Raw genomic sequence first — 23319 nt, forward strand, 5'->3', positions numbered from 1 at the left:
CCGCGGAGCCCACCCCGAGGGGGAGCGACGCCCCCATGGGCACGATGGTCCGCAACCCGTGGGGTGACTCGAGGGCCGCGATGCAGACCCGGCGGTCACCTTCCCGCACGTAGAGCTGCACGCTCTCACCGGTGCGGTCCCGCAACTCGCTCAGCGCGGGGCCCGCCGCCCGAGCGAGGGGGATGGCTTCCGCCGCGGCCCGGCCGAGGGACACCAGGCGCACCCCGAGCGCGAACCGGCCTTCCTCGTCGCGTCGCACCAGCCCGTGGGTCTCCAGGGCGACCGCGAGGCGGTGGGCGGTGGCGCGGGGCAGGCCGCTGGCCTCCACCAGGCCGGCGAGCGAGCGGGGGCCGCTCTCGAGGGCGGTGAGTACCGCCACCGCCTTGTCGATGACACCCACGCCACTTACACTGGCTTCCACATCACGAGATTAGCGTCTTATATTCTGAGATGCTTGAGATGGCGGGCAGCACGCCACCAGACATCCGAGCCCGGAGGGGAGCGCATGGCCACACCCCGCACGTTGAGCGACAAGATCTGGGACCAGCACGTGGTCCGCCGGGCCGAGGGGGAGCCGGACCTCCTCTACATCGATCTGCACCTGGTGCACGAGGTCACCTCCCCCCAGGCCTTCGACGGCCTGCGCCTGGCGGGCCGCCGGGTCCGCCGTCCCGACCTCACGGTGGCCACCGAGGACCACAACGTCCCCACCGCCGACATCGACCGGCCGATCGCCGACCCGGTGTCGCGCAAGCAGGTCGAGGTGCTGCGGGCCAACTGCGCCGAGTTCGGCATCACCGAGTACCCGATGGGCGACCCGGGTCAGGGCATCGTCCACGTCATCGGCCCCGAGCAGGGCCTCACGCAGCCGGGCATGACCATCGTCTGCGGGGACAGCCACACCTCGACCCACGGCGCCTTCGGTGCCCTGGCCTTCGGCATCGGCACCAGCGAGGTGGAGCACGTGCTGGCCACCCAGACCCTCCCCCAGCTCCGGCCGGGCACCATGAGCGTCACCGTCGACGGCGAACTGCCCCCCGGGGTCACCGCCAAGGACATCATCCTGGCCATCATCGGGCGCATCGGCACCCACGGCGGCATCGGCTCGATCATCGAGTACCGCGGCTCGGCGATCCGGGGCCTGTCCATGGAGGGGCGGATGACGGTGTGCAACATGTCGATCGAGGCCGGTGCCCGAGCGGGCCTGGTCGCCCCGGACGACACCACCTTCGCCTACCTCGAGGGCCGCCGGTTCGCCCCGCGGGGCAAGCAGTGGGAGGCCGCGCTCGACCACTGGCGCAGCCTGCCCACCGACGAGGGCGCGACGTTCGACAAGACCGTGGAGCTCGACGCCTCGTCGCTGGTGCCGTTCGTCTCGTGGGGCACCAACCCCTCGCAGGTGGTGGAGATCACCGCCACGGTGCCCGATCCCGACAGCTTCACCGACCCCAGCCAGCGCGAAGCCGCCAACCGGGCCCTCGACTACATGGGGCTCACCCCGGGCACGCCCATGCGGGAGATCCCGGTCGACACGGTCTTCATCGGCTCGTGCACCAACAGCCGCATCGAGGACCTGCGCGCCGCGGCCGCGGTGGTGGAGGGGCGGCGGGTCCGGGACGGCCTGCGGGCCATGGTCGTGCCGGGGTCGTTCGCGGTGAAGCACCAGGCCGAACGGGAAGGCCTGCACGAGATCTTCCGGGCCGCAGGATTCGACTGGCGCGAGCCCGGCTGCTCCATGTGCCTGGCGATGAACCCCGACAAGCTCGCCCCCGGCGAGCGAGCCGCCTCCACCAGCAACCGCAACTTCGAAGGGCGACAGGGCCGGGGTGGGCGGACCCACCTGGTGTCCCCCGCGGTCGCGGCGGCCACCGCGATCGCCGGCACCTTCGCCACCCCGGACGACCTGGACTGACCCGACGACCTGGACCGAGAGGAACGCACCGATGGAACCCGTCACCGTCGTCACCGGCACCGCGGTGCCACTCGACCGCTCCGACGTCGACACCGATCAGATCATCCCGAGCGACTGGCTCAAGCGGGTGGAGCGCACCGGCTTCGGCGCCGGCCTGTTCTCCGAGTGGCGCGACGACCCGGACTTCGTGCTGAACCAACCGCACCACGCGGGGGCCAGCATCCTGCTGGCCGGCCCCAACTTCGGCACCGGCTCCTCCCGGGAGCACGCGGTGTGGGCGATCATGGACTACGGCTTCCGGGCCGTGGTCTCCCCCCGCTTCGCCGACATCTTCCGCAACAACTGCACCAAGAACGGGCTCGTCCCGGTGCAGGTCGACGCGGAGGTGGCCGACCAGCTCATGCGGGCCGTGCAGGCCGACCCCGGGCTGGAGATCACCATCGACGTCGCTGCCAGGACCATCGCCGCTCCCGCGGCCGGCATCGAGGCCACGTTCCCTCTCGACGACGCCACCCGGGACCGGTTCCTGCGAGGCCTCGACGACATCGGGATCACCCTTCAGCACGAGGCGGACATCGCGGCCTTCGAAGCCGCGCGGCCGAGCTGGCTCCCCTCGATCGCGGGGAACTGAGCGACCAGGCGAGGGCTATCCCATCCCGAGGTCGATGCGGTAGCTCCGCCCGCCGTGGGCCTTGGCCCGGTACATGGCGGTGTCGGCCCGGGTGAGCAGCCGATCGGCATCGGCCTCCTCCCCGGTGTCGGTCACCACCGCCACCCCCACCGAGATCCCGACGACGACCGACACGCCGCCTCCGAGGGGGACGGGCTCGCACACCGCGCTGATCACCCGGTCAGCCAGTTCCGCCAGCGCGTCGCGGTCCACCAGCCCCTCACACACGATCACGAACTCGTCGCCTCCCACCCGGGCCACGGTGTCGGTCGCCCGGGTGACCGAGCTCAGGCGGCGGGCCACCTCCTGGAGGACCAGGTCGCCGGCGGCGTGCCCGTTGGCATCGTTGATGGCCTTGAACCCGTCGAGGTCGCAGAACAGCACGGCCACCCCCTGACCCGAGCGCTTGTGGCGCGCCACCGCCTGCGCCAGGCGGTCGCTGGCCAGCGACCGGTTCGCGAGACCGGTGAGCGTGTCTCGGGTCGCGAGGTCGCGCAGCCTGGCCTCGGCTTCCTTCAGGTCGGTGATGTCCCGGGCGAGCAACGAGATCCACTCGAGGCGGCCCTGGCGGTCGTGGTGAGCCACGGCGAGGGCTGACACGGGTACCTTCCGGTCCCCGCCCACGTCGAGCAGCAGCTCGCCCCGCCAGGTGTCGGCCTCCGCGAGAACATCGAGCGCGTCCCGCACGAAAACCTCCCGGCCGGACTCGTCGATGAGCTCCACCAGCTCACCAGTGCCGCCCTGCTCCCGGAGCCGCTCGAGCGCAGCGCGGGTGGTCTGGTTCAGGTAGAGGATCTCCCCCGACGGCCGGAACACGGCCACGTAGTCGGAGGTGGCATCGAGCATGTGGGTGAGGCGTTCGGTCTCCGCCCGGGCGTCCATCTCCGCCGTCACGTCCTCCAAGATGGCGATGACGCCCCCGGTGCGCGGTGACGAACCGCTGCCGGCACGCGGCGCGACCTTCACCCGCAACCAGCGGGCCGGCTCGCCCGGATACCCGAACGCCGCAATCGTGTTGCTCACCGCGCCCCGTTCCCGGGCAGCTTCGACCATGGCATCGAGGACCGGCCGGTACTCGGCGAGTGCCCCCGAGCGCCAGTCATCGTCGGCGCCCTGCCCGTCGAGCAGCGCGCCCGCGGCCGGGTTGCGGTAGATGGTGTGCCCGTGCCGGTCGTCGACCACGATCCCGATCGGAGCGGCATCGGTGAGCGACCGGAAGTCGCTGTCGGTCCAGACCGAGCCGGTGAGCGCGGCGTCCGCCCCCTCCCTCGGCATGGCCACCTTTCTACCGGTTGCCGGCGGACTTCACGCAGGCGGGAACTGCATCGCCCCCTCCGACGTCCAAGCAGGCGGAGAGACGAGGCGGGCCCACGGCAGGCCCGAGAGGGGAGTCCACATGCGAGCCACGCGCCGACCTGGCGCCATCGCCCTCCTGGTCGTCGCACTGGCGGCCGCCTGCACAGGTGGGCCCGGGGCCACCGAGCGGCCGGCACCCACGTCCCCGCCCCGGGCGACCCTTCCCGCGATCGCTCTGGTGGCCTACGACGGCTGTGGCGCGTTCCTCGACGCGGTGCAGACCCTGGCCACGCAGTACGTCACCAGCGACGCGCTCGGGTTCTCGGCTCGGTTCGCGCCGCTCGGCGTCGCGACCGAAGACCGGGCCTCCTCCGGCGCCGCCGGTTCGGAGATCGACAGCTCTGGATCGGCGACCACCGCCTCACCGCTCGAGTCAGCTGACATCGACGCGGAGGCCAGCCCGGTGTGGGGAGGTACGAACCTGCAGGAGGAAGGGGTCGACGAGCCCGACGTGGTGAAGACCGACGGTGAGCGGCTCCTCACCATCGCTGCCGGCGCCCTCCACGCCTTCGACCTCTCGGACGGCCTGCCGAAGTTGGTGGGCTCCCTCGCCCTGCCGGGAGGGGGCGGCCAGTTGCTGGTCGACGGCCATCGGGCGCTGGTGCTCGCGAGCGCCTATGGCCCCTACCCGGCGAGCACCGAGCTCGAGCAGGCCGCGCTGCCGGTCGATGCCGGGACCCAGCTCACGCTGGTCGACGTGTCCGACCCCGCGGCCATGGCGATCGTGGGCTCGGCCGAGCTGCAGGGCACCCTCGCCGACGCCCGCGCCGTGGACGGGATGGTGCGGGTCGTGACCTCCTCGTCGCCGCCGCAGCTCGGCCTCGTCCACCCCGCGAACGAACGGGGGAGAGACGCGGCCGAACGGGCCAACCGCGAGGTGATCGCCCGGACCAGTGCCGAGGACTGGCTGCCCCGATACAGGGTCCGCGACGCCCGCGGCGCGGTGATCGACGAGGGCCCGATGGTGGACTGCGCGTCGGTGCAGGCGCCGCCCGAGCCCGGAGGCCTGGGAATGGTCAACGTGGTGTCGGTGGATCTCCGGGCTGACACGCTCGCGGTGGGCGAGACCACCAGCGTGCTCGGCGGGGGCGAGATCGTGTACGCCTCGCCCGCGTCGCTCTACGTGACCACGACCACCTGGCCAGCGGAGGACTCCGGCGGCCTGCCGTCCACCGCCATCCACAAGTTCGACATCCAGGGCCGCGAGCCCGCGACCTACGTGGCCTCCGGTGAGGTTGCCGGTCAGCTGCTCGACCAGTTCTCCCTCTCCGAGCTCGACGGCGACCTGCGGGTCGCGGCCACCGAGACCGTCGCCACGGACGATACCCAGATCACGACCTCCGCCCCCACCGAGCCGGACCGGGCATGGCCACCGCCGACCACGCAGAGCGCGGTGACCGTGCTGCGCCAGGTCGGCGCGGAGCTGCAGCCGATCGGCAAGGTCGGCGGTCTCGGCCGGGGCGAGCAGATCCACTCGGTGCGGTTCATCGGTGACACCAGCTACGTGGTCACCTTCCGCCGGACCGACCCCCTCTACACCATCGACCTGCGCGACCCGACCGCGCCACGGGTCGCCGGGGAGCTGAAGATCCCCGGGTACTCGTCGTACCTGCACCCGATCGGCGACGGCCTGCTGGTCGGCATCGGCCAGGACGCCACGCTCGAGGGCCGGGTCACCGGCGTGCAGCTCTCGCTGTTCGACGTGTCCGACCCGACCACGCCGGTCCGACTCCACAAGACGACGCTGCCTGGATCGTTCTCCCTCGCCGAGCACGACCACCACGCCTTCCTGTGGTGGCCCTCCGGGTCGCTGGCGGTCGTGCCCGTCACCGGCTACGGCGTGGGCGTCGACGGGTCGCTCGCCCGACCGTTCGTGGGTGCCATCGGGTTCGTGGTCCAGCGGGCCGGCATCAGCGAGCGCGGCCGGTTGGTGCACCCCGCGGTCGCTCCCCGCCCCGGGGGGTGGGCGAGCCCGGGGTGCCCACCCGGCGCTGCGTGCGTCGCACCTGAGCCGATGCCGTCCCCTCCGCTGGACGAGACGGGAGGAAGCTCACCCGTCACCCGGACGGCGGTGGTGGGTGGGATGCTGCTGAGCTTCTCCGAGGCCGGGGTGAAGGCCAGCGACCTCGCCACCTTCGCCGATCTGGCCTGGGTGCCCTACCCGTGAACCTGCGGGTCGCGCCGGCCACCGGAGCCGGTCGGCGACCTGCAGGGCCACGGGATCACACGCCGCGCAACGAGCCCGGGCGGTCGACCGCGGACCGGTCCTCCCCGGTGTCGCGCACCCGCACGATGCGGTTGATGGCGTTGAGGAAGGCCCGGGCCGAGGCCTCCACCACGTCGGTCGACAGGCCGCGCCCCGGCATCGCCACGCCGTCCACCTCGAAGCGCAACGCCACGTCGGCCAGCGCGTCCACACCCCCGGTCACCGAGGTGACCGAGTAGTCGGTGAGCCGCCCGGAGATGCCCGTGGCCTGCTTGATGGCGGTGCAGGCGGCTTCGACCATGCCGTCACCGTGGGCGGTGGCCTCCAGCTTCTCGCCGCCGTGATCGAGCACGACCGTGGCGGTGGGCGTGGTGTTGGTGCCCCCGTGGCACTCCACCGACACCAGCTGGAAGGCGTAGCGCACGGTGTCGCCGATCTCCTCCGCCACCAGCGCCTCCAGATCGGCGTCGGTGAGCTGCACCTTGCGATCGGCGAGCTCCTTGAACCGGGTGAACGCCTGGTTCAGCGCGTCGCCGTGCAGGTCGTAGCCCATCTTCTTCAGCGTGTCGGCGAAGGCATGGCGGCCGGAGTGCTTGCCGAGCACGATCTGGCTGCCACCCGCGCCCACGGCGCTCGGGTCGATGATCTCGTAGGTGGTGCGCTCCTTGAGCACCCCGTCCTGGTGGATGCCCGACTCGTGGGCGAAGGCGTTCCGGCCGACGACCGCCTTGTTGTACTGCACCGGGTAGCCGGTGAGCCGGCTCACCAGCCGACTGGTGCGGGCCAGCTCCTCCGCCCGGATGCGGGTGTCCACCCCCCCGAAGTAGTCGGCCCGGGTGCGCAAGGCCATCACGATCTCTTCCATGGCCGCGTTGCCGGCCCGCTCGCCGATCCCGTTGATCGTGCACTCGACCTGACGGGCCCCCGCATGCACCCCCGCCAGCGAGTTCGCCACCGCCAGCCCGAGGTCATCGTGGCAGTGGGTGGAGATCACGTAGTCGCCCGAGACCTTCTCGCGCACCGCCCGCAGCCGGGCGGCGTACTCCTCAGGGATGCCGTAGCCGACGGTGTCGGGGATGTTCAGGGTCGTGGCCCCGTTGTCGACCGCCACCTGGAGCACCTCGCACATGAAGTCGAAGTCCGAGCGCGACGCGTCCTCCGGTGAGAACTCCACATCGTCGGTGTAGGAGCGGGCGTGCGCCACGGCGCGTGCCGCTTCCTGCTTCACCTGCTCGGGGGTCATCCGCAGCTTGTTGCGCATGTGGATCTCGCTGGTGGCGATGAAGGTGTGGATCCGCGCCCGCTCCGCATCCTGGATCGCCTCCCAGCACCGGTCGATGTCGGCCAGCGCGGTGCGCGACAGCCCGCAGATCACCGGTCCGCGCACCGACCGGGCGATCGCCTGGACGGCCTCGAAGTCGCCCTGGCTGGCCACCGGGAACCCGGCCTCGATGACGTCGACACCGAGCCGAGCGAGCTGCTCCGCGATCTCGAGCTTCTCGCCCTGGTCGAGGGAGATCCCGGGCGACTGCTCACCGTCGCGCAGCGTGGTGTCGAAGATGATCACCTGGTCGCTGTTGCTCATGGGTCTGTGCCTTTCGCTCGTGGCTCGGGTTGGTCGGGACGGCGGCCGGGCACCGGGAGGAGCCCGGCCGGACAAACAAAAAACCCCCTGGCCCGTGGGCGCAGGAGGCTCGGCGAGCACCTATGTGGGGCGCTCGCCCTACCGAAGGAGAAGCTCCTCGACGACGATGTGGATCTGCATAGCGGGGACCATGGTGTCAGTGGTGGCGAGGGCCGTCAAGCACGTTGCGCCCGAGCACGCTCAGGCGACGTTGGGTACGGTACCCGGCGGGAACCGCGGCGCCAACGCTCGCGCCATCGCCGCTGTCCAGGGCTGCCAACCATCGTCACCACCGGCCAGGAGGTCGCCATGATCCGTCGAGTGTTCCGCATCACGTTCAAGCTGGGTCTCATCGCCGCCGTCGGTGTGGGCATCGCCGTCGTGGTGAAGAAGCTCACTGCGCCGCCCGAAGTCCCCGCGTCGCTCGAGCCGTGGCCACCGCTGTCGACCGAGACGCCGGCCGGCGCCTCGAGCGAGCAGAGCCTGAGCACGAGCGAGGTGGGCGCGGAGGCCACGAACGGCGAGGCTGCGAGCGACGCCCCGAGCGAGGCCGAGGTCAGCGCGGTCGGGGAAGCCGCTCCCTCGAACAACTGACGCCGTCGAGACGCTGGCCCGCGGCTCGGTGCTCACCGCCGCGGGCCAGCGTGCTCGATGACCGGCTCAGGTGGTCGGCGTCAGCTGGAGCGCACCTCCGCCTCGACCACCACGGGGTCGAAGCCTTCGAACCGCAGGGTGAGCGGAACCATCGTTCCCTCCGTCAGCCGCTCGGCCAGCTCCAGCAGCATGATGTGGTAGGCGCCGGGCTTCAGCTCGACGGTGCCCCCAGCCGGCACCTCGATGGCGTCCACCTGGCGCATCTGCATCATGCCGGTGCTCATGGTGGTGTCAGGCCCGTTGCCGGCCATGGTCGCGCCGGGTGAGCCCCCACCACCCATCCCGGCCCCGGCGGTGGTGGCGGAGCCCTCCATGCCGGTGACCTGTACCGTCTCGTGGAGCTCGGCCTTGGCCGCCACCGATGCCGGCACCGAGACACCGACGAGGCGTACCAGCTCGGCCGCGTCGCTGCGGATGACCAGGTAGCACGCGCCGGCGCCGGCCACCACCGGTGAGGTGCGGCACCAGGCGTCCGACACCGCCGGAGCGGCGGCTACCGCGGCCGTGGTCGTGGTCACCGCGGTGGTGTCGGCTTCGTCCTGACCGCAGCCGGTCGCGAGGCTGGCGACGGCGAGAGCCAGACCTGCCGCGGCGAGAGAAAGGCGGATCGTGGTCATCGGCGGTACTCCTGTGTTCGAGGGAGAGGGTGGTCGGACACGAGGCGCCGTGATTCTCGTCGGTCACTCCGTCGCCGAACCACCTGATCGCACCGATTCAGGCCTTCCGCACCGCTGGTGCTGGGACCTTGGTCCCACCTCGGGTCGGGCCGGTCAGCCCGTTCTGCGGCCTCCGGGCACCCCCCGGCCACGTCGCCGGCCACAATCCACTGGTGCGCTCGTGGTCGACTCGTCGGCGGATGCTCCACCTCGGGGGGGCGATCGCGCTGGCCCTCGCCGCGGTGCTGGCAGGCTGCGGGGCCGACGGCGTGGCCGGACCGGGCACGACCGATTCCACCGGCCTGCGCGGCATCACCCGCGCCGACCCGCTCCAGGTGGGCTCGATCAGCCTGCCGGATGCGACCGTAGGTGGCCCCGGCGAGCCGTTCCACTTCCGCTCGGCCCCCGGGGAGCTGCTCGTGGTGTACTTCGGCTACACGAGCTGCCCCGACGTGTGCCCCACCACCCTGGCCGACCTGCGCGTCGCTCGGGACATGCTCGGCGGCGACGCCCGGCGCATCGATCTGGCGATGGTCACCGTCGACCCCGAGCGCGACACCCCTGAACGCCTCTCTGCCTACCTGGCCTCGTTCGCCGACCGCTATCACGCGATCCGCACCACCGATCCGGAGGCGTTGCGGACCGCGGAGCAGGCGTTCGGTGCGTCCTCCCGGGTGGATCGCCTCCCTGACGGCACGGTGGAGGTGGCCCACAGCGCCACCACGTACGTGGTCGGCTCCGATGGCACGGTGCTCGTCGAGTGGCCCTTCGGCACCTCGCCGGAGGACCTGGCCCACGACCTGCGCCTCCTGCTCGGGGGAGCGTCGGCGTGAACGACCATCCCGAGGTCGCCAGCCCCGAGCCGCGCCCCGGTCGCTCCCCGGCACTCGTGGTGTGGGCGATGCTGGCCATCGGGGCGGTGTTGATGGTCGTGGCAGCCGTCGGTGTCGCTGCGGTGGTGCTCGGCGACCGGCCGAGTGAGTACCGGGTGGTGATCCCCGCCGGCACCGGCCGCCAGATCGACGCCGGCCAGTCGGTCGAGCTGATACCGGCCGACCTGCGACTGAAGGTGGGCACCACCTTCGTGGTCCGCAACGACGACGACCGGACCCATGACGTCGGTCCCTTCGCGGTGCGCGCCGGTGAGCAGCTCGTTCACCGCTTCGACCGGGCGGGGGTCTACCAGGGCGCCTGCACCGTGCACCCCGGCGGCCAGGTGACGATCACGGTCACCTAGCGCGGCCGCTGCCACACCGCCGGGCACGACGGTCGCCTACGACAGGTCGACCGCATGGACCGAGACGATCCCGTCCGCGGCCCGCAGCTCCTCTTGGACCTCGACCGGGACGCTCTGGGACGTGGCCAGGACCATCAGCGCCGGCACACCCTCCGCGGAGCGGCCCACGTCCATGTCGGCGATGTTGATGCCCGCCCGGCCGAGCGCCGTGCCGACCACCCCGATCATGCCGGGGCGGTCCTCGTTGCGCACCACCAGCATGTGGCGGGCCGGGGGCACGTCGACCGTGTGGTCGTCGACCATCACGATCCGGGGCTCGCCCTTGAGGCCCACCAGCGTGCCGGCCAGCGCATGGCCACCACCCCGCAGGGCGATGAGGTTCACGTAGTCGTGCGAGGTGGTCGTGGACGACTCGCGCACCTCGATGCCCCGCTCCTCGGCGAGGGCCGGGGCGTTGACGTAGGACACCGGCTGGTCACTCACCCGGCCGAAGAACCCCTTGAGCACCGCCAGGGTGAGGATCCGGGTGTCGTAGCCCGCGATCTGGCCCTGGTACTCGATCTCCAGGGAGCCGGCGAGGCCCGACAGGGAGGCGAACAGCTCACCCAGCCGCTCGGCCATCGGCAGGAAGGGTCGCACGGTCTCGGAGGCCTCGGCGGCGCTGACGTTGACCGCGAAGGGCACGAAGTCACCCGCGAGCGCCAGCACGACCTGCTCGGCGATGGTGTCGCCGGCCTTGTCCTGCGCCTCGTGCGTACTCGCCCCGAGATGCGGCGTGACCACCACGTTCGGGAGCTCGAACAACGGCGACTCGGTGCAGGGCTCGGTGTCGAACACGTCGAGCGCCGCGCCCCCGACGTGGCCTGACCGGATGGCCTCCGCCAGCGCCGTTTCGTCGACGATGCCGCCCCGGGCGACGTTGATGATGCGGATGCCGGGCTTGGCTTTCGCCAGCCGATCGGCGTCGATCAGCCCGACGGTCTCGGGGGTCTTGGCCACGTGCAGGGTCACGAAGTCGGCCACCGCCATCAGCTCGTCGAGCTCGAGCAGCTCCACGCTGAGCTGGCGGGCCCGCTCCGCCGAGACGAACGGGTCGTAGGCCACCAGGCGCATGCCGAACGCCAGGGCCCGCTGCGCCACCAGCTTGCCGATGCGGCCCAGGCCGACGATGCCGAGCGTCTTGTCCGAGAGCTCCACTCCCGTCCAGCGCGAGCGCTCCCAGCGACCTTCCTTCAGCGCCGCGTTCGCCTGGGGGATGTTGCGGGCCTGCGCGAGCAGCAGCGCCATCGTGTGCTCGGCGGCCGAGAGCACATTGGACTGGGGTGCGTTGACGACCATCACGCCCCGCTCGGTGGCCGCGGCGACGTCCACGTTGTCCAGGCCGATACCGGCCCGTCCCACCACCACGAGATCCGAGCCCGCCTCGAGCACCTCGGCGGTGACCTGGGTCGCGGACCGGATGATCAGCGCCTGGGCGCCACGCACCAGCTCCAGCAGCTCCTCGGGGGAGGCGGGCGACCGAACGTCGACCTCGTGACCGGCCGCGCGCAACCGTTCGAGGCCGCCCTCGGCGATGGTCTCGGTCACCAGGATGCGGGCCATGGCGCCATCCTGTCCGGTGGGCGGCTGCACCCGCCAATGCGCCCCATCGTGACCGTGTCCGCCCGATCGCGACCGGCCTCAGCCGCCGGCCAGCTTGTAGCTCACGAAGAACGCGATGGTCGGCAGGATGATCAGCGCGGCCACGAAGATCCCCGCGACGTACGCCCACTGGGGCAGCTTGCGCCGCCCGGTGACCTCCTCGTCGGCGACCGGAGGCAACCCGAGGATCTCCCGGGCGCGCCCGCCGTCACCGGGCACCACCAGCAGGGTGAAAGTCTGCCGCCCGGTGTCGGGGTCGGGCACCGGGGTCGGTTCCCAGGTCGCGCCGATGCCGTGCTCGACGAGGGACTCCACCGCTCGCCGGGCTTCGCGCTCGGTCGCGAATCGAGCGATGGCGTCGTACGCGGGATCGTCGGTCATGTCCTGCCCCCGCTCGCTCCCCCGCCGGCCGGCGGGTGGATAGAACGTCAGAGGTTCTCGATCTCGACCGGTTCGACCGGGTCGGCCAGGTCGAAGCCGAGCACCCGGCCGTAAAAGTACAGCTCCGCCTCGAGGACACGCTCGATGGTCTCCGCCCGGCGGAACCCGTGCTGCTCGCCCTCGAAGGCCAGGTAAGCCACCGGCAGGCCCTTGGCCCGCAGCGCGGCCACCAGCACCTCCGCCTGGTCGGGCGGCACGATCTCGTCCTCCAACCCTTGGAAGACGATCACCGGGCACCCGATCCGGTCGGCATGATGGATCGGCGAGCGCTCCACGTACCGGTCTCTCGCCGCCGGATACGGGCCCACCAGCCGGTCCAGGTAGCGGGACTCGAACTTGTGGGTGTCCCGGGCCAGGGCTTCGAGGTCGCTGACGCCGTACAGGCTGGCCCCGGCATCGAAGACGTCGTGGAAGGCGAGCGCGCACAGGGTCGTGAACCCCCCGGCACTCGAGCCCCGGATGGCCAGCCGATCGGCGGCGACGTCGCCGCGGGCCGCCAGGAACGAGGCCACCGCCGTGCAGTCCTCAACATCGGCGATCCCCCACCGGCCGGCGAGCGCCTCCCGGTAGCGGCGCCCGTAGCCCGAGCTGCCCCGGTAGTTGACGTCGGCCACCGCGAGGCCACGCGACGTCCAGTACTGGATGGTGAGGTTGAGCTGCGGTCGGGCCGCGGCGGTGGGGCCACCGTGGCTGATCACCACCAGCGGCGGGCGCTCGCCGTCGGGGGCCTGCACCTCGGGGTTGGTCGGGCGGTACAACAGCGCGTGGGCCTGCTCGCCGTCCCCCGTCGGGAACACCACCGGTTCGGGGACCGAGAACCACCGCTCATCGACACCGAGCCGGCGCGGTGGTCGCAGGTGAGCCACGTCGATCGAGCCGCCACCCTCGGGGATGCTGGCGACCACCACGGAGGGCTCCTCGGTGAACGATGCGCCCACCAGCACCGCTCCCTCGCCGAACGCGTGCACCGCGGAGATGGCGGTGAACGGGGTGTCGAGCGGGTGCGTGACCCAGCCGCCGGCGGTCTGCTCGGCCACCAGCAGGTGGTCGACGCCGTCCCGGGCACAGGCCACCAGCAGGCGGCCATCGGCGAGCGGGGCGTAGCGGGACAGGCCGAACACCCACTGCGGAACCCCGATGTCGCCGTCGACGACCACCACCGCCTCCGCCTCGGGGCGAGAGCCCGAGACGGTGGCGGCGTCGAGGTGGGCCGCAGGCAGCCGGTAGAGGTTCCACCAGTCGTTGCGATCCGACACGAACAACAACGACCCGTCCCCCACCCACTCGGGTTGGAAGATCGACTCACCGGGACCGCCCGCCACCGGCCGCGGCCCGGCGAGGGCGAGGGAACCGCCCCGCTCCTCCAGCTCGGCCACCCACAGCTCCGTGGCGTCCCAGGGCATGTCGGGATGGTTCCACTGGGTCCAACACAGCCGCCGGCCGTCCGGGCTGAGGCGGGGGAAGGACACGAAGTCCGGGCCGGACACCAGCACGGCCGGCTCGCCGCCGTCGTGTGCGTCCAGCGCCACCAGCTCGTTCACCGGCTCCGCGCCATCCCGGTGGCGCTCCCGGACGCAGACCACGAACCGTCCATCGACGGTGACCCGCCCGTCCGCGTAGCGGTCGCCCGCCGGGCGGGGCGGCTCGGGGGTCAGCGGGCGCGGCGAGCCGTGACCGTCGAGGCGGTACAGCCGCTGGTCGTCCCAGTTGGCGAAGAACACGGCATCGTCGTGGAGCCACCACGCTCCCCCGCCGTACTCGTGCACCCGGGTGCGCGCCGACCAGCCCTCCGGGAGCACGTCGCGCTGCTCGCCGCCCGGACGGTGACGGACCACCGCCACCCGCCCTCCCTCCTGGGGGCGCAGCTCCGACCACCACACGTCGTCGGTGCCGACGGCCACCTCGCCGATCGACACCGCGTGCTCGACGATCAGCGCGGCCGAGATCGGCGAGGGCCAGGAGCCGTAGGGCAGGAGCCGGGTCATTCCTACGTCGCGGTGGCGAGGAGTGCCCCGATGCGCGACACCCCTTCGACCAGGTCGTCGTCGCTCAGCGCGAACGAGAGCCGGGCGTAGCCGGGCGCGCCGAAGGCCTCGCCGGGCACGATCGCCACCTTGGCCTCCTCCAGGATCAGCTCGGCCAGCTCGAGGGTGGTGGCGGGCGTGCGGCCGGCGATCGTCTTGCCCAACACCCCCTGCATCGACGGGAAGGCGTAGAACGCGCCCTGGGGCTCGATGGCGGTGATGCCGGGGATCTCGTTGAGCATCCGATGGATGGTGCGACCCCGGCGCTCGAACGCGGCCCGCATCTCGGCCACCGCCTCGAGGTCACCGGCGACCGCGGCGAGCGCGGCTCGCTGGCTGACGTTGGCCACGTTGGAGGTGACGTGCGACTGGAAGTTGGTGGCCGCGGCGATGAGGTCGGTCGGGCCGATCATCCAGCCCACCCGCCAACCGGTCATGGCGTAGGTCTTGGCCACGCCGTTGAGCACCACGCAACGCTCCGCCAGCTCCGCCACCAGCGCGGGCATCGAGGCGAAGCGGTGCTCGCCGAAGGTGAGGTGCTCGTAGATCTCGTCGGTGACCACCCAGATGCCCTTCTCGACCGCCCACTCGCCGATGGCTCGCACCTCGTCGGGGGGGTAGACCACCCCGGTGGGGTTCGACGGGGAGACGAACAGCAGCGCCTTGGTGGCCTCGGTGCAGGCCGCGTCGAGCTGTTCCACGGTGACCCGGAACCCGGTCGACTCGTCGGTGGGGAGCACCACGGCTCTCGCTCCCGCGAGCGCGATCGGCTCGGGGTAGGTGGTCCAGTAGGGGGCGGGGAGGAGGACCTCGTCGCCGGGGTCGAGCAGCGTGGTGAGCGCGTTGTAGACCGCGTGCTTGCCCCCGTTGGTCACCAGGACCTGCTCCGGAGAGACCTCCCAACCCGAGTCGCGTCGGGTCTTCGCGGCGATGGCCTCCTTCAGCTCGGGCAGACCACCCGCCGGGGTGTAGCGGTGGTTGCGAGGCTCCCGGCAGGCCTCGACCGCGGCCTCGACGATGTGGGGTGGGGTCGGGAAGTCCGGCTCGCCCGCTCCGAAACCGATGACCGACTCGCCGGCGGCCTTCAACGCCTTGGCCCTGGCGTCGACGGCCAGGGTGGCGGATTCGGTGATGGCCGCCACACGGGCGGCGATGCGCTGGTGGGTCGGTGTCATGGCGGGTCGGTCCTCGGGCAGCGGCCGGATCGGAGGGTCGAAGGGCGACGCTAGCGTGACAGATCGTGACCAGCGAGATCCCGGACATTTCGATCCCGGCCGGCCTGCTCCCCGCTGACGGACGGTTCGGGTGCGGCCCTTCGAAGGTCCGCCCCGAGGCGGTCGACGCGCTCGCGGCGGCCAAGACCACCTACCTCGGCACCAGCCACCGGCAGGCGACGGTGCGGTTCATGGTGAGCGCCCTGCGCAACGGCCTGGCCGAGCTGCTCGCGTTGCCCGACGGCTACGAGGTCATCCTCGGCAACGGTGGCACCACCGTCTTCTGGGACGCGGCCACCTTCGGGCTGGTGGAGCGCCGCAGCCAGCACCTCTCGTTCGGTGAGTTCTCGGCGAAGTTCGCGGCCGCGGCCGCGGCCGCGCCCCACCTCGACGAGCCGCAGATCATCGAGTCCCCACCCGGCACCCGTCCCGAGCCGACACCCACGCCGCACGTCGACGCGTACGCGCTCACCCACAACGAGACCTCCACCGGGGTGGCCATGACCCCCGCTCGGCCACCCGGCGTCTCCGCGGGCGAGGCCCTGGTGCTGGTCGACGCCACCTCGGCGGCCGGGGGGCTGCGCTTCGACCCCGCCGAGGTCGACGTCTACTACTTCGCGCCCCAGAAGTGCCTGGCATCCGACGGCGGTCTGTGGCTGGCCGCGGTGTCGCCCGCGGCGCTCGAGCGCATCGAGCGCATCGCCCGCTCGGGGCGGTGGATCCCCGCCTCGCTCGACCTGTCGATCGCCCTGGACAACAGCCGCAAGGATCAGACCTACAACACGCCCGCGCTGGCCACGATCTTCCTGGCGGTGCAACAGGTCGAGTGGATCAACGGCAACGGCGGGCTCGAATGGGCGGCGTCACGCTGTGACACCTCGGCGGAGATCATCTACGGCTGGGCCGAGCGCAGCGACCATGCCACCCCCTTCGTCGAGCGCCCCGAGGATCGCAGCCACGTGGTGGCCACCATCGACCTCGACGACGCCGTCGACGCGAACCTCGTGGCCGGCGTGCTGCGCCGCAATGGCGTCGTAGACACCGAGTCCTACCGCAAGCTGGGCCGCAACCAGCTCCGGGTGGCGCTGTTCCCCGCCATCGAGCCGTCGGATGTGGAAGCCTTGACCCACTGCATCGACTACGTGGTGAGCGCGCTGGGGGAGTGACGATGGCGACGACCGCGCAGATCAGGGAGCAACTCACCGGTCCCGGAGGCGCGTTCGAGGTCGTGACCGCGACCATCGACGGCGTCGAGATGAAGGTCTACAAGGACCGCCTGCCGAATCTGCGCGCCGTGGCGGAGATCGCCGCGTCCCGCGGTGACGACCAACCCTTCATCGTGTACGGCGACCGCCGCATCGGCTTCGGGGAGTTCTTCCGGCTGGCCAACTCCGTCGCGAACCACCTGCGTGACGATGCCGGCGTGACCCACGGCGACCGGGTGGCCGTGCTGTCCGCGAACAACCCCGAGTGGTGCCTCACGTTCTGGGCCACCGTGAACAGTGGCGCGATCCTGGTGGGGCTCAACGGTTGGTGGAAGGCCGACGAGATCCTCTACGGCCTGCGCGACTCGGGCGCCCGGGTGCTGGTGGCGGACCGGGACCGTGTCGCCCGCATCGCCGGCTCGCTCGGCGAGCTGCCCGAGCTGGAGGCGGTGTACCTGATCGATGCCGAGCCCGCCGACCTCGGCGAGGACCCGCGCCTGCGCCGGTTCAGCGAGCTCACCGCGGACCCCACGCCGGTGTTCCCCGACACGCTGATCGACGAGGCCGACTACGCGGTGATCTTCTACACCAGCGGCACCACGGGACGACCCAAAGGGGCCATCTCCTCCCACCGCAACATGGTCGCCAACCTCCAGAACACCGTCTACAACACGGTCGCCGCCAGCATGGCCGACCCCGGTTCGACCCCCGACCTGCGCACCGGTGCGCCAGCCCAGACGGCAGCCTTGCTGACCTCGCCCCTGTTCCACGTCTCCGGCTGCCACTCGAGCCTGGTGGTGGGCACCCTCGGGGGCGTGAAGCTCGTCATCCCGGAAGGCCGGTTCGAGCCGGCGAAGGCGCTTCAGCTCATCCAGGACGAGCAGGTGACCATCTGGGCCACGGTGCCCACCATGGTGTGGCGGGTGTGCGAGTTCGAGAGCCGACACGACTACGACACCTCCACGGTCACTTCCGTCGCCTTCGGTGGCAGCCCGTCGGCGGAGGAGCTCCAGCGGATGGTGCGTGAGACGTTCCCCAACGTCCGCAGCACCTCCAACGCCTACGGCCTCACCGAGACCAGCTCGGTGGCCACGGTCATCAACGGGCAGGACGCCATCGACAAGCCGGCCTCGGTCGGCCCGCCGGTGCCGGTGGTCGACATCCGCATCGTCGATGCCAGCGGCGACGACGTGCCCCAGGGCCAGACCGGCGAGGTGCTCATCAAGGGCCCGATCGTCATGCCCGGCTACTGGGGCAAGCCCGAGGCCACGGCGGAGATCCTCGACGAGGGCGGATGGTTGCACACCGGCGACATCGGTCACCTGGACGCCGACGGCTACCTCTACATCACCGACCGGGCCAAGGACATGATCATCCGCGGCGGAGAGAACGTGTACTGCGTCGAGATCGAGCAGCGCCTCGTGCAGCACCCCGAGATCGCGGACGCCGCGGTGGTCGGCGTCCCCCATCCCGAGCTCGGCGAGGAGGTCAAGGCGGTCATCGAGGTGGTGCCAGGCAGCACCCTGACCGAGCGCGACGTGCAGGCCTGGGTGGCCGAGACACTGGCCAACTTCAAGGTGCCCGCGTACGTCGAGCTGCGCACGGAGAAGCTGCCCCGGAACGCGTCCGGCAAGCTGCTCAAGAACGTGCTGCGCGGCTCGGGCGAGGTGAGCTTCGCCGAGACCATGTGAGCGTGGAGGTGAGCGCGCCCGGCGGCGCGCTCACCCTGGCCCGGCTCAGCCGGTGAACCGTGGCGTGGCCCGTGGGACCGACGTCGCCCCGGTGGTCGTGGTGGTCGTGGACGACTCGACCGGCTGAGAGGTGGTGGTCGTGGTCGGTGTTTCCGAGAGGTTCGCCAGGTAGGCGAACACGTTGCGCACGAACACCGAGTTGGCCACCGCCCCCATCCCCGGACCGTCGACGCAGTTCTCGTCCGCGGTGGAGAAGACGTCGACATCCGCTACCAGCACCACCGGGCCGGAACCGGGCCCGAGCGCACCCGGCGGGAGCAGCGCCACGGCCGGGCCGAGGGACGGGTCGGCCTCGGCGATCACCGAAGCGGCACCCAGCCCCGTGTAGATGCCCTGGTCACCCGAGAAGGTGATCGTGGTCACCGTCCCGAACGGACCGTTGATCAGCGGCGACGCCGGAGCGACGGGTGTGGCCGACGTGTAGTTGCTGTCGGTCAGGGTGAGTCCGAACAGATCGGCGATGTTGTGGTCGGTGCCGTCGGTGGTGGCGATCACCGCGCCCCCGCCGAGCACGAAGTCCAACAGCGCGGCTCGCTCGTCGGCGGTGTAGGTGCTCGTCTCGACCCAGCCGGTGAAGAAGACGTCGACTCCGTCGAGCGAGCCGGGGGTGACGGCGTCCACCCCGGGGCTGGCGAGCGAGATCGGGCGCTCGACGACGCCGCCGGCCCCGAAGTTCGAGGTGTCGCTCAGCATGGCTCGCAGGTCGTCTCCGCAGAACGAGAAGAGCCCCCAGCCGGAATCAACCCGATCGTCGGAGTAGCCCGACACCACCAGAGGGGCCTCGGCGGCCGAGCTGGTGGTGGGGGCGACGGCTGGCGCCGCGATCAGGGCGGTGAGCAGGAGCGCGGTGAACGCTTTCGATGGTGAACGCATGGCGGAGGACATTAGCTGAACGCGGTTCAGCTACGCTCCACTCCGCGGCTCACGGTCCGTTCAGGTGGCCGAGCCGAGGGAGTCGAGTGCGGCGGTGAGCGCCGCGGCGGCGGACTCGGCCAGCGGGGCCAGCGCAGGATCGGTCATCAGCTGGCGAGGATCGGCGACCTGCACCCGGGTGCCGCCACCGGCTGCGGGTTCCAGCACGACGTTGCACGGCAGCATCAGCGCGGCCGAGGGATCGACGGTGAGCGCCTGGTGCGCGAACTGCGGGTTGCACGCCCCGAGGATCTTGAGCGGTGGGCGCTCCACGCCGAGCTTGGCCTTCAGGGTGGCGGCCACGTCGATCTCGGTCAGTACCCCGAAGCCCTGCGCGGACAGCGCGTCGCGCACAGCGGCTTCGGTCTGCTCCAGCGGCAACGGGACGGTGGTCTCGATGGACGACATGCTGGCCTCCCAGGGACGCTCGGGCGACCGCGGGCCCTCCGGCCCGTTCGATCGAGTCTGATTGGATACCCCCTATGGTATAGCGGGATTGGATCCCGCGACCTCGAGCGGGCTTCCCCTGGTGGTGGGTGGCCGCCAGCCCCTGCCACCTCCCTGGTGACGCCGTAGGACGACGGCCGGCCGCCAGGGCTCAGCGGGCTGCGGCGAAGCCCTTCTCCAGGTCGGCGATGATGTCGTCGATCGTCTCCAGACCCACCGACAGGCGCACCAGACCCGGCTCCACCCCGGTGTCGCGCTGCTCCTCTTCGGTGAGCTGGCTGTGCGTGGTCGTCGCCGGGTGGATGGCCAGGCTGCGCACGTCGCCGATGTTGGCCACGTGGCTGTGCAGCTCCAGCGCCTCCACGAAACGCCGGCCGGCCTCGACCCCACCCGTGATGACGAACGCCGGCACCGAGCCCGCACCCCGGCCACCGGTGTAGCGCTGGGCCCGCTCGTACCACGGCGATCCCGGCAGGCCGGCGTACTGGACCCGCTCGACCTGCGGGTGCTGGGCCAGGAACTCGGCCACCGCCCGGGCGTTGGCGTTGTGGCGCTCCATGCGCAGGCTCAGCGTCTCGAGCCCTTGCAGAAACAGGAACGCATTGAACGGCGACACCGCGGCACCGATGTCGCGCAGCAGCTGGACCCGGGCCTTGAGGATGTAGCTGCCCGGGCCGAGCGCCGGCCAGTAGGCGAGCCCGTGGTAGCTGGGGTCGGGCTCGGTGAACATCGGGAACTTCCCGCTGGCGGAGAAGTCGAACGACCCACCGTCGACGATCACCCCGCCGATCGACGTGCCGTGCCCACCGATGAACTTGGTGGCCGAGTGCACGACGATGTCGGCGCCGAGCTCGAGCGGTCGGATCAGCCAGGGCGTGGCCACCGTGTTGTCGACGATGAGGGGGATCCCCGCCTCGTGCGCGACGGCCGACACACCCTCGATGTCGAGGACGTCGTTGCGGGGGTTGCCGATCGTCTCCCCGTAGAACGCCTTGGTGTTGTCACGGATGGCGCCACGCCACTCGTCGAGGTCGTCAGGGTCTTCGATGAAGGTGACCTCGATGCCCATCTTCGGCAGCGTGTAGTGGAAGAGGTTGTAGGTGCCGCCGTAGAGGGCCGCGGAGGACACGATGTGACTGCCGTGCTCGGCCAGGTTGAGGATGGCGAAGGTCTCCGCCGCCTGGCCGCTCGACAGCGCCAGCGCACCGGGGATGCCGACCGCGGTGGTGCAGCCGCCTTCCAGGCTGTTGATCCGGGCCTCGAACACCGCCTGGGTCGGGTTCATGATCCGGGTGTAGATGTTGCCCACCTCGGCCAGGGCGAAGAGGTTCGCGGCATGAGTGGTGTCGCGGAACTGGTACGAGGTGGTCTGGTAGATGGGCACCGCGCGGGAGCCGGTGGCAGGGTCGGGTTCCTGACCTGCGTGGATCTGGCGGGTCTCGAACCCCCACTCGGACTCGGGCATGGCGGATCCTCCTCGGGCGGTGTGATCGCAGCGAAGCGGCGCCAGCCTAAGGTCTGCGAGCGCCGCCGCCCAACGAGCTCGCCTCCGCGGTCAGCCCTGGCCGCCGGAGGCGTCCTGCACCCGGGTCTTGCCCGCGCTGATCCAGGGCATCATCGCCCGGAGCTGCTCGCCCACCTTCTCGATCTGGGCCTCCTTGCCCGCCGCCTCCAGCGCCAGGAAGTTGGGCCGGCCGGCCTCGCTCTCGGCGATCCACTCCTCGGCGAACTTCCCCGAGCGGATCTCGTCGAGGATGACCCGCATCTCCGCCTTCACCGCGTCGTTGATGACCCGCGGGCCACGGGTCAGGTCGCCGTACTCGGCGGTGTCGGAGATCGAGTAGCGCATCCCGGAGATGCCCTGCTCGTACATGAGGTCGACGATGAGCTTCAGCTCGTGGAGGCACTCGAAGTAGGCGATCTCGGGCTGGTACCCCGCGTCGACCAGCGTCTGGAACCCCGCTTGGACCAGGGCGGTGGTGCCCCCGCACAGCACCACCTGCTCACCGAAGAGGTCGGTCTCGCACTCTTCGGTGAAGGTGGTCTCGATCACCCCCGCTCGGGCCCCACCGATCGCATCCGCGTAGGCGAGACCGAGCTGCTTGGCGGTGCCGGTGGCGTCCTGCTCGACGGCCAGCAGGCACGGCACGCCACCACCCTCCTCGTAGGTCCGGCGCACGAGGTGACCGGGGCCCTTGGGAGCGACCATCACCACGTCGACCCCGGACGGCGGGACGATGCGACCGAAGCGGATGTTGAAGCCGTGGGCGAAGAACAGCGCGTCGCCGTCGTCGAGGCCGGGCGCGATGTCGCGCTCGTAGATGGCCTTCTGCTCCGTGTCGGGCGCCAGGATCATGATCAGGTCCGCCTCGGCCGCGGCTTCCGCGATGGACGCGACCTTCAGCCCGGCAGCGGCGGCCTTCTCCCGTGAGCTGGAGCCCTCACGCAACCCGATGCGCACATCGATGCCCGAGTCCTTGAGGTTCAGGGCGTGCGCATGCCCCTGCGATCCGTACCCGATGATCGCCACCTTCCGGCCGGCGATGACGGAACGGTCGGCGTCCTTCTCGTAGTAGATGTTGGCCACCAGTCGCTTCCCTTCAGTGATGGCTCGCACCCGCGAGCGGCTCTACGAATCTAGGTGATCGGCGGGTGCGTGCCCGCAGTGCTCGCCAGCGCCGGCAGCGCCCGGGCCGGGCACCAGCGCTGTTCGACGCTCCCCCACCCATCGGGCCGCGGCCCACCCGAGGACCCCGACCGTCACCACGAACACCGGGGCCACCCGCAGTGAGCTCGACCACGGCTGGAGCAGCGAGATGCCGTAGGCGGCGGCCACCGCCCACCTGGTGCGGGCGGACGTGGCGAAACCTGCCGCCAGGATCGCCACGGCGAGCACGAGCAGGCCGCCGTCGTAGTAGATGGCGTGCGGCGCGACCAGCAGCACGACCGGCACGGTGACGGCCATGAGCGCCGGCACGGCCGAGCGCGGCGCGCGCCACCACCACCCGGCGACCAGGCACACCGCCACCGCGGCGAGACCCCAGCCCACCACCTGGGCCACCGGGGCGCCGAACCCCCACAGCGACTCCGCCACCCCCAGGAAGGAGATGGCGTTGTGCCCGTTGGCCGGGGCATCGGCCTCGGCCAGCCAGCTCACCTGGTCGAGCCACTCACCCACCCAACCCCAGCCCGCCAGCGCGGCTCCGGCCAGGTACGCGAGCACCCCCGCCGCGGCCACCACGCCGAGGGAGCGCCAGCGGCGGGTCACCACCAGCACCACCACCAGCACCACCGCGTACTGGGGTTTGAACAGCAGACCGCCCGCCGCCACCCCGGCCAGCAGCTCACGCCCGTCCCCCATCCCCCGGG

At 71.4% G+C, this 23319-nt stretch carries 21 protein-coding genes; 8 read left to right on the top strand and 13 right to left on the bottom strand.

Going from position 1 to position 23319, the window contains the following annotated elements; translation table 11 throughout:
* A partial coding sequence (locus tag V7004_RS08670; protein WP_334143392.1) for an IclR family transcriptional regulator occupies nt 1-400 on the bottom strand: 400 nt, incomplete at its 3' end.
* 105 nt (nt 401-505) lie between these two features.
* Between V7004_RS08670 and leuC the strand changes: the two genes are divergently transcribed.
* Together leuC and leuD are read left to right on the top strand one after the other, a co-directional pair.
* Nucleotides 506-1912, top strand: coding sequence for a 3-isopropylmalate dehydratase large subunit (leuC, locus tag V7004_RS08675; RefSeq protein ID WP_334143393.1), 1407 nt, complete (start codon nt 506-508; stop codon nt 1910-1912).
* Between the two features lie 31 nt (nt 1913-1943).
* The gene (leuD, locus tag V7004_RS08680) at nt 1944-2543 is read left to right on the top strand and encodes a 3-isopropylmalate dehydratase small subunit (protein WP_334143395.1); all 600 of its coding nucleotides are present in this window, start codon (nt 1944-1946) and stop codon (nt 2541-2543) included.
* Between the two features lie 15 nt (nt 2544-2558).
* Here the strand turns inward: leuD and V7004_RS08685 are convergent, their stop codons facing one another.
* On the bottom strand, nt 2559-3857 hold the full coding sequence (locus tag V7004_RS08685) for a sensor domain-containing diguanylate cyclase (RefSeq protein ID WP_334143397.1): 1299 nt from the start codon (nt 3855-3857) through the stop codon (nt 2559-2561).
* A gap of 121 nt (nt 3858-3978) precedes the next feature.
* Between V7004_RS08685 and V7004_RS08690 the strand changes: the two genes are divergently transcribed.
* Nucleotides 3979-6105 (top strand): beta-propeller domain-containing protein, encoded by a 2127-nt coding sequence (locus V7004_RS08690; RefSeq protein WP_334143398.1) that lies wholly within the window; start codon nt 3979-3981, stop codon nt 6103-6105.
* Nucleotides 6106-6160: 55 nt separating this feature from the next.
* Here the strand turns inward: V7004_RS08690 and V7004_RS08695 are convergent, their stop codons facing one another.
* Entirely contained in the window at nt 6161-7729 is a 1569-nt protein-coding gene (locus tag V7004_RS08695; protein ID WP_334143399.1) for a 2-isopropylmalate synthase, read from the bottom strand.
* A gap of 348 nt (nt 7730-8077) precedes the next feature.
* Here V7004_RS08695 and V7004_RS08700 point away from each other — a divergent pair, with 348 nt between their 5' ends.
* Nucleotides 8078-8362 (top strand): hypothetical protein, encoded by a 285-nt coding sequence (locus tag V7004_RS08700; RefSeq protein WP_334143401.1) that lies wholly within the window; start codon nt 8078-8080, stop codon nt 8360-8362.
* A gap of 80 nt (nt 8363-8442) precedes the next feature.
* Here the strand turns inward: V7004_RS08700 and V7004_RS08705 are convergent, their stop codons facing one another.
* On the bottom strand, nt 8443-9039 hold the full coding sequence (locus V7004_RS08705) for a copper chaperone PCu(A)C (RefSeq protein WP_334143403.1): 597 nt from the start codon (nt 9037-9039) through the stop codon (nt 8443-8445).
* Nucleotides 9040-9278: 239 nt separating this feature from the next.
* Here V7004_RS08705 and V7004_RS08710 point away from each other — a divergent pair, with 239 nt between their 5' ends.
* Entirely contained in the window at nt 9279-9911 is a 633-nt protein-coding gene (locus V7004_RS08710) for an SCO family protein (RefSeq protein ID WP_334143404.1), read from the top strand.
* Nucleotides 9908-10315, top strand: a complete 408-nt coding sequence (locus tag V7004_RS08715) for a cupredoxin domain-containing protein (RefSeq protein WP_334143405.1) — start codon at nt 9908-9910, stop codon at nt 10313-10315. Before V7004_RS08710 ends, V7004_RS08715 begins: the two co-directional genes overlap by 4 nt.
* A 36-nt stretch (nt 10316-10351) precedes the next feature.
* Here the strand turns inward: V7004_RS08715 and serA are convergent, their stop codons facing one another.
* The 4 genes from serA to V7004_RS08735 all read right to left on the bottom strand — a co-directional run bounded on the left by serA (nt 10352) and on the right by V7004_RS08735 (nt 15596).
* A complete protein-coding gene (gene serA / locus V7004_RS08720) occupies nt 10352-11917 on the bottom strand; it encodes a phosphoglycerate dehydrogenase (protein ID WP_334143406.1) in 1566 nt (521 codons plus the stop codon).
* A 78-nt stretch (nt 11918-11995) separates the two neighbouring features.
* Nucleotides 11996-12337, bottom strand: a complete 342-nt coding sequence (locus tag V7004_RS08725; protein ID WP_334143407.1) for a hypothetical protein — start codon at nt 12335-12337, stop codon at nt 11996-11998.
* 47 nt (nt 12338-12384) lie between these two features.
* Nucleotides 12385-14382, bottom strand: coding sequence for a S9 family peptidase (locus V7004_RS08730; protein ID WP_334143408.1), 1998 nt, complete (start codon nt 14380-14382; stop codon nt 12385-12387).
* Nucleotides 14383-14384: 2 nt separating this feature from the next.
* Nucleotides 14385-15596: a pyridoxal phosphate-dependent aminotransferase gene (locus V7004_RS08735; protein ID WP_334143409.1), complete on the bottom strand. Its 1212-nt coding sequence runs from the start codon at nt 15594-15596 to the stop codon at nt 14385-14387.
* 77 nt (nt 15597-15673) lie between these two features.
* Here V7004_RS08735 and serC point away from each other — a divergent pair, with 77 nt between their 5' ends.
* Together serC and V7004_RS08745 are read left to right on the top strand one after the other, a co-directional pair.
* Nucleotides 15674-16801: a phosphoserine transaminase gene (gene serC / locus V7004_RS08740; RefSeq protein ID WP_442968032.1), complete on the top strand. Its 1128-nt coding sequence runs from the start codon at nt 15674-15676 to the stop codon at nt 16799-16801.
* Nucleotides 16802-16803: 2 nt separating this feature from the next.
* Nucleotides 16804-18531: a class I adenylate-forming enzyme family protein gene (locus V7004_RS08745; RefSeq protein WP_334143411.1), complete on the top strand. Its 1728-nt coding sequence runs from the start codon at nt 16804-16806 to the stop codon at nt 18529-18531.
* A gap of 45 nt (nt 18532-18576) precedes the next feature.
* Here V7004_RS08745 and V7004_RS08750 read toward each other — a convergent pair whose 3' ends face one another.
* The 5 genes from V7004_RS08750 to V7004_RS08770 form a co-directional block, all read right to left on the bottom strand.
* Nucleotides 18577-19464, bottom strand: coding sequence for a hypothetical protein (locus V7004_RS08750; RefSeq protein WP_334143412.1), 888 nt, complete (start codon nt 19462-19464; stop codon nt 18577-18579).
* A 60-nt stretch (nt 19465-19524) separates the two neighbouring features.
* A complete protein-coding gene (locus tag V7004_RS08755) occupies nt 19525-19911 on the bottom strand; it encodes a DUF302 domain-containing protein (protein ID WP_334143413.1) in 387 nt (128 codons plus the stop codon).
* Nucleotides 19912-20101: 190 nt separating this feature from the next.
* On the bottom strand, nt 20102-21415 hold the full coding sequence (locus V7004_RS08760; RefSeq protein ID WP_334143415.1) for a bifunctional o-acetylhomoserine/o-acetylserine sulfhydrylase: 1314 nt from the start codon (nt 21413-21415) through the stop codon (nt 20102-20104).
* Nucleotides 21416-21505: 90 nt separating this feature from the next.
* Nucleotides 21506-22558 carry a ketol-acid reductoisomerase gene (gene ilvC / locus V7004_RS08765; RefSeq protein WP_442968033.1) on the bottom strand — a complete coding sequence of 351 codons (1053 nt, stop codon included), beginning with the start codon at nt 22556-22558 and terminating at the stop codon, nt 21506-21508.
* A gap of 21 nt (nt 22559-22579) precedes the next feature.
* A partial coding sequence (locus V7004_RS08770; RefSeq protein ID WP_334143417.1) for a glycosyltransferase 87 family protein occupies nt 22580-23319 on the bottom strand: 740 nt, incomplete at its 5' end.

Origin of the sequence: Rhabdothermincola sp. (assembly GCF_036846205.1) — a bacterium.
Taxonomy (GTDB): domain Bacteria; phylum Actinomycetota; class Acidimicrobiia; order Acidimicrobiales; family Acidimicrobilacustridaceae; genus Rhabdothermincola.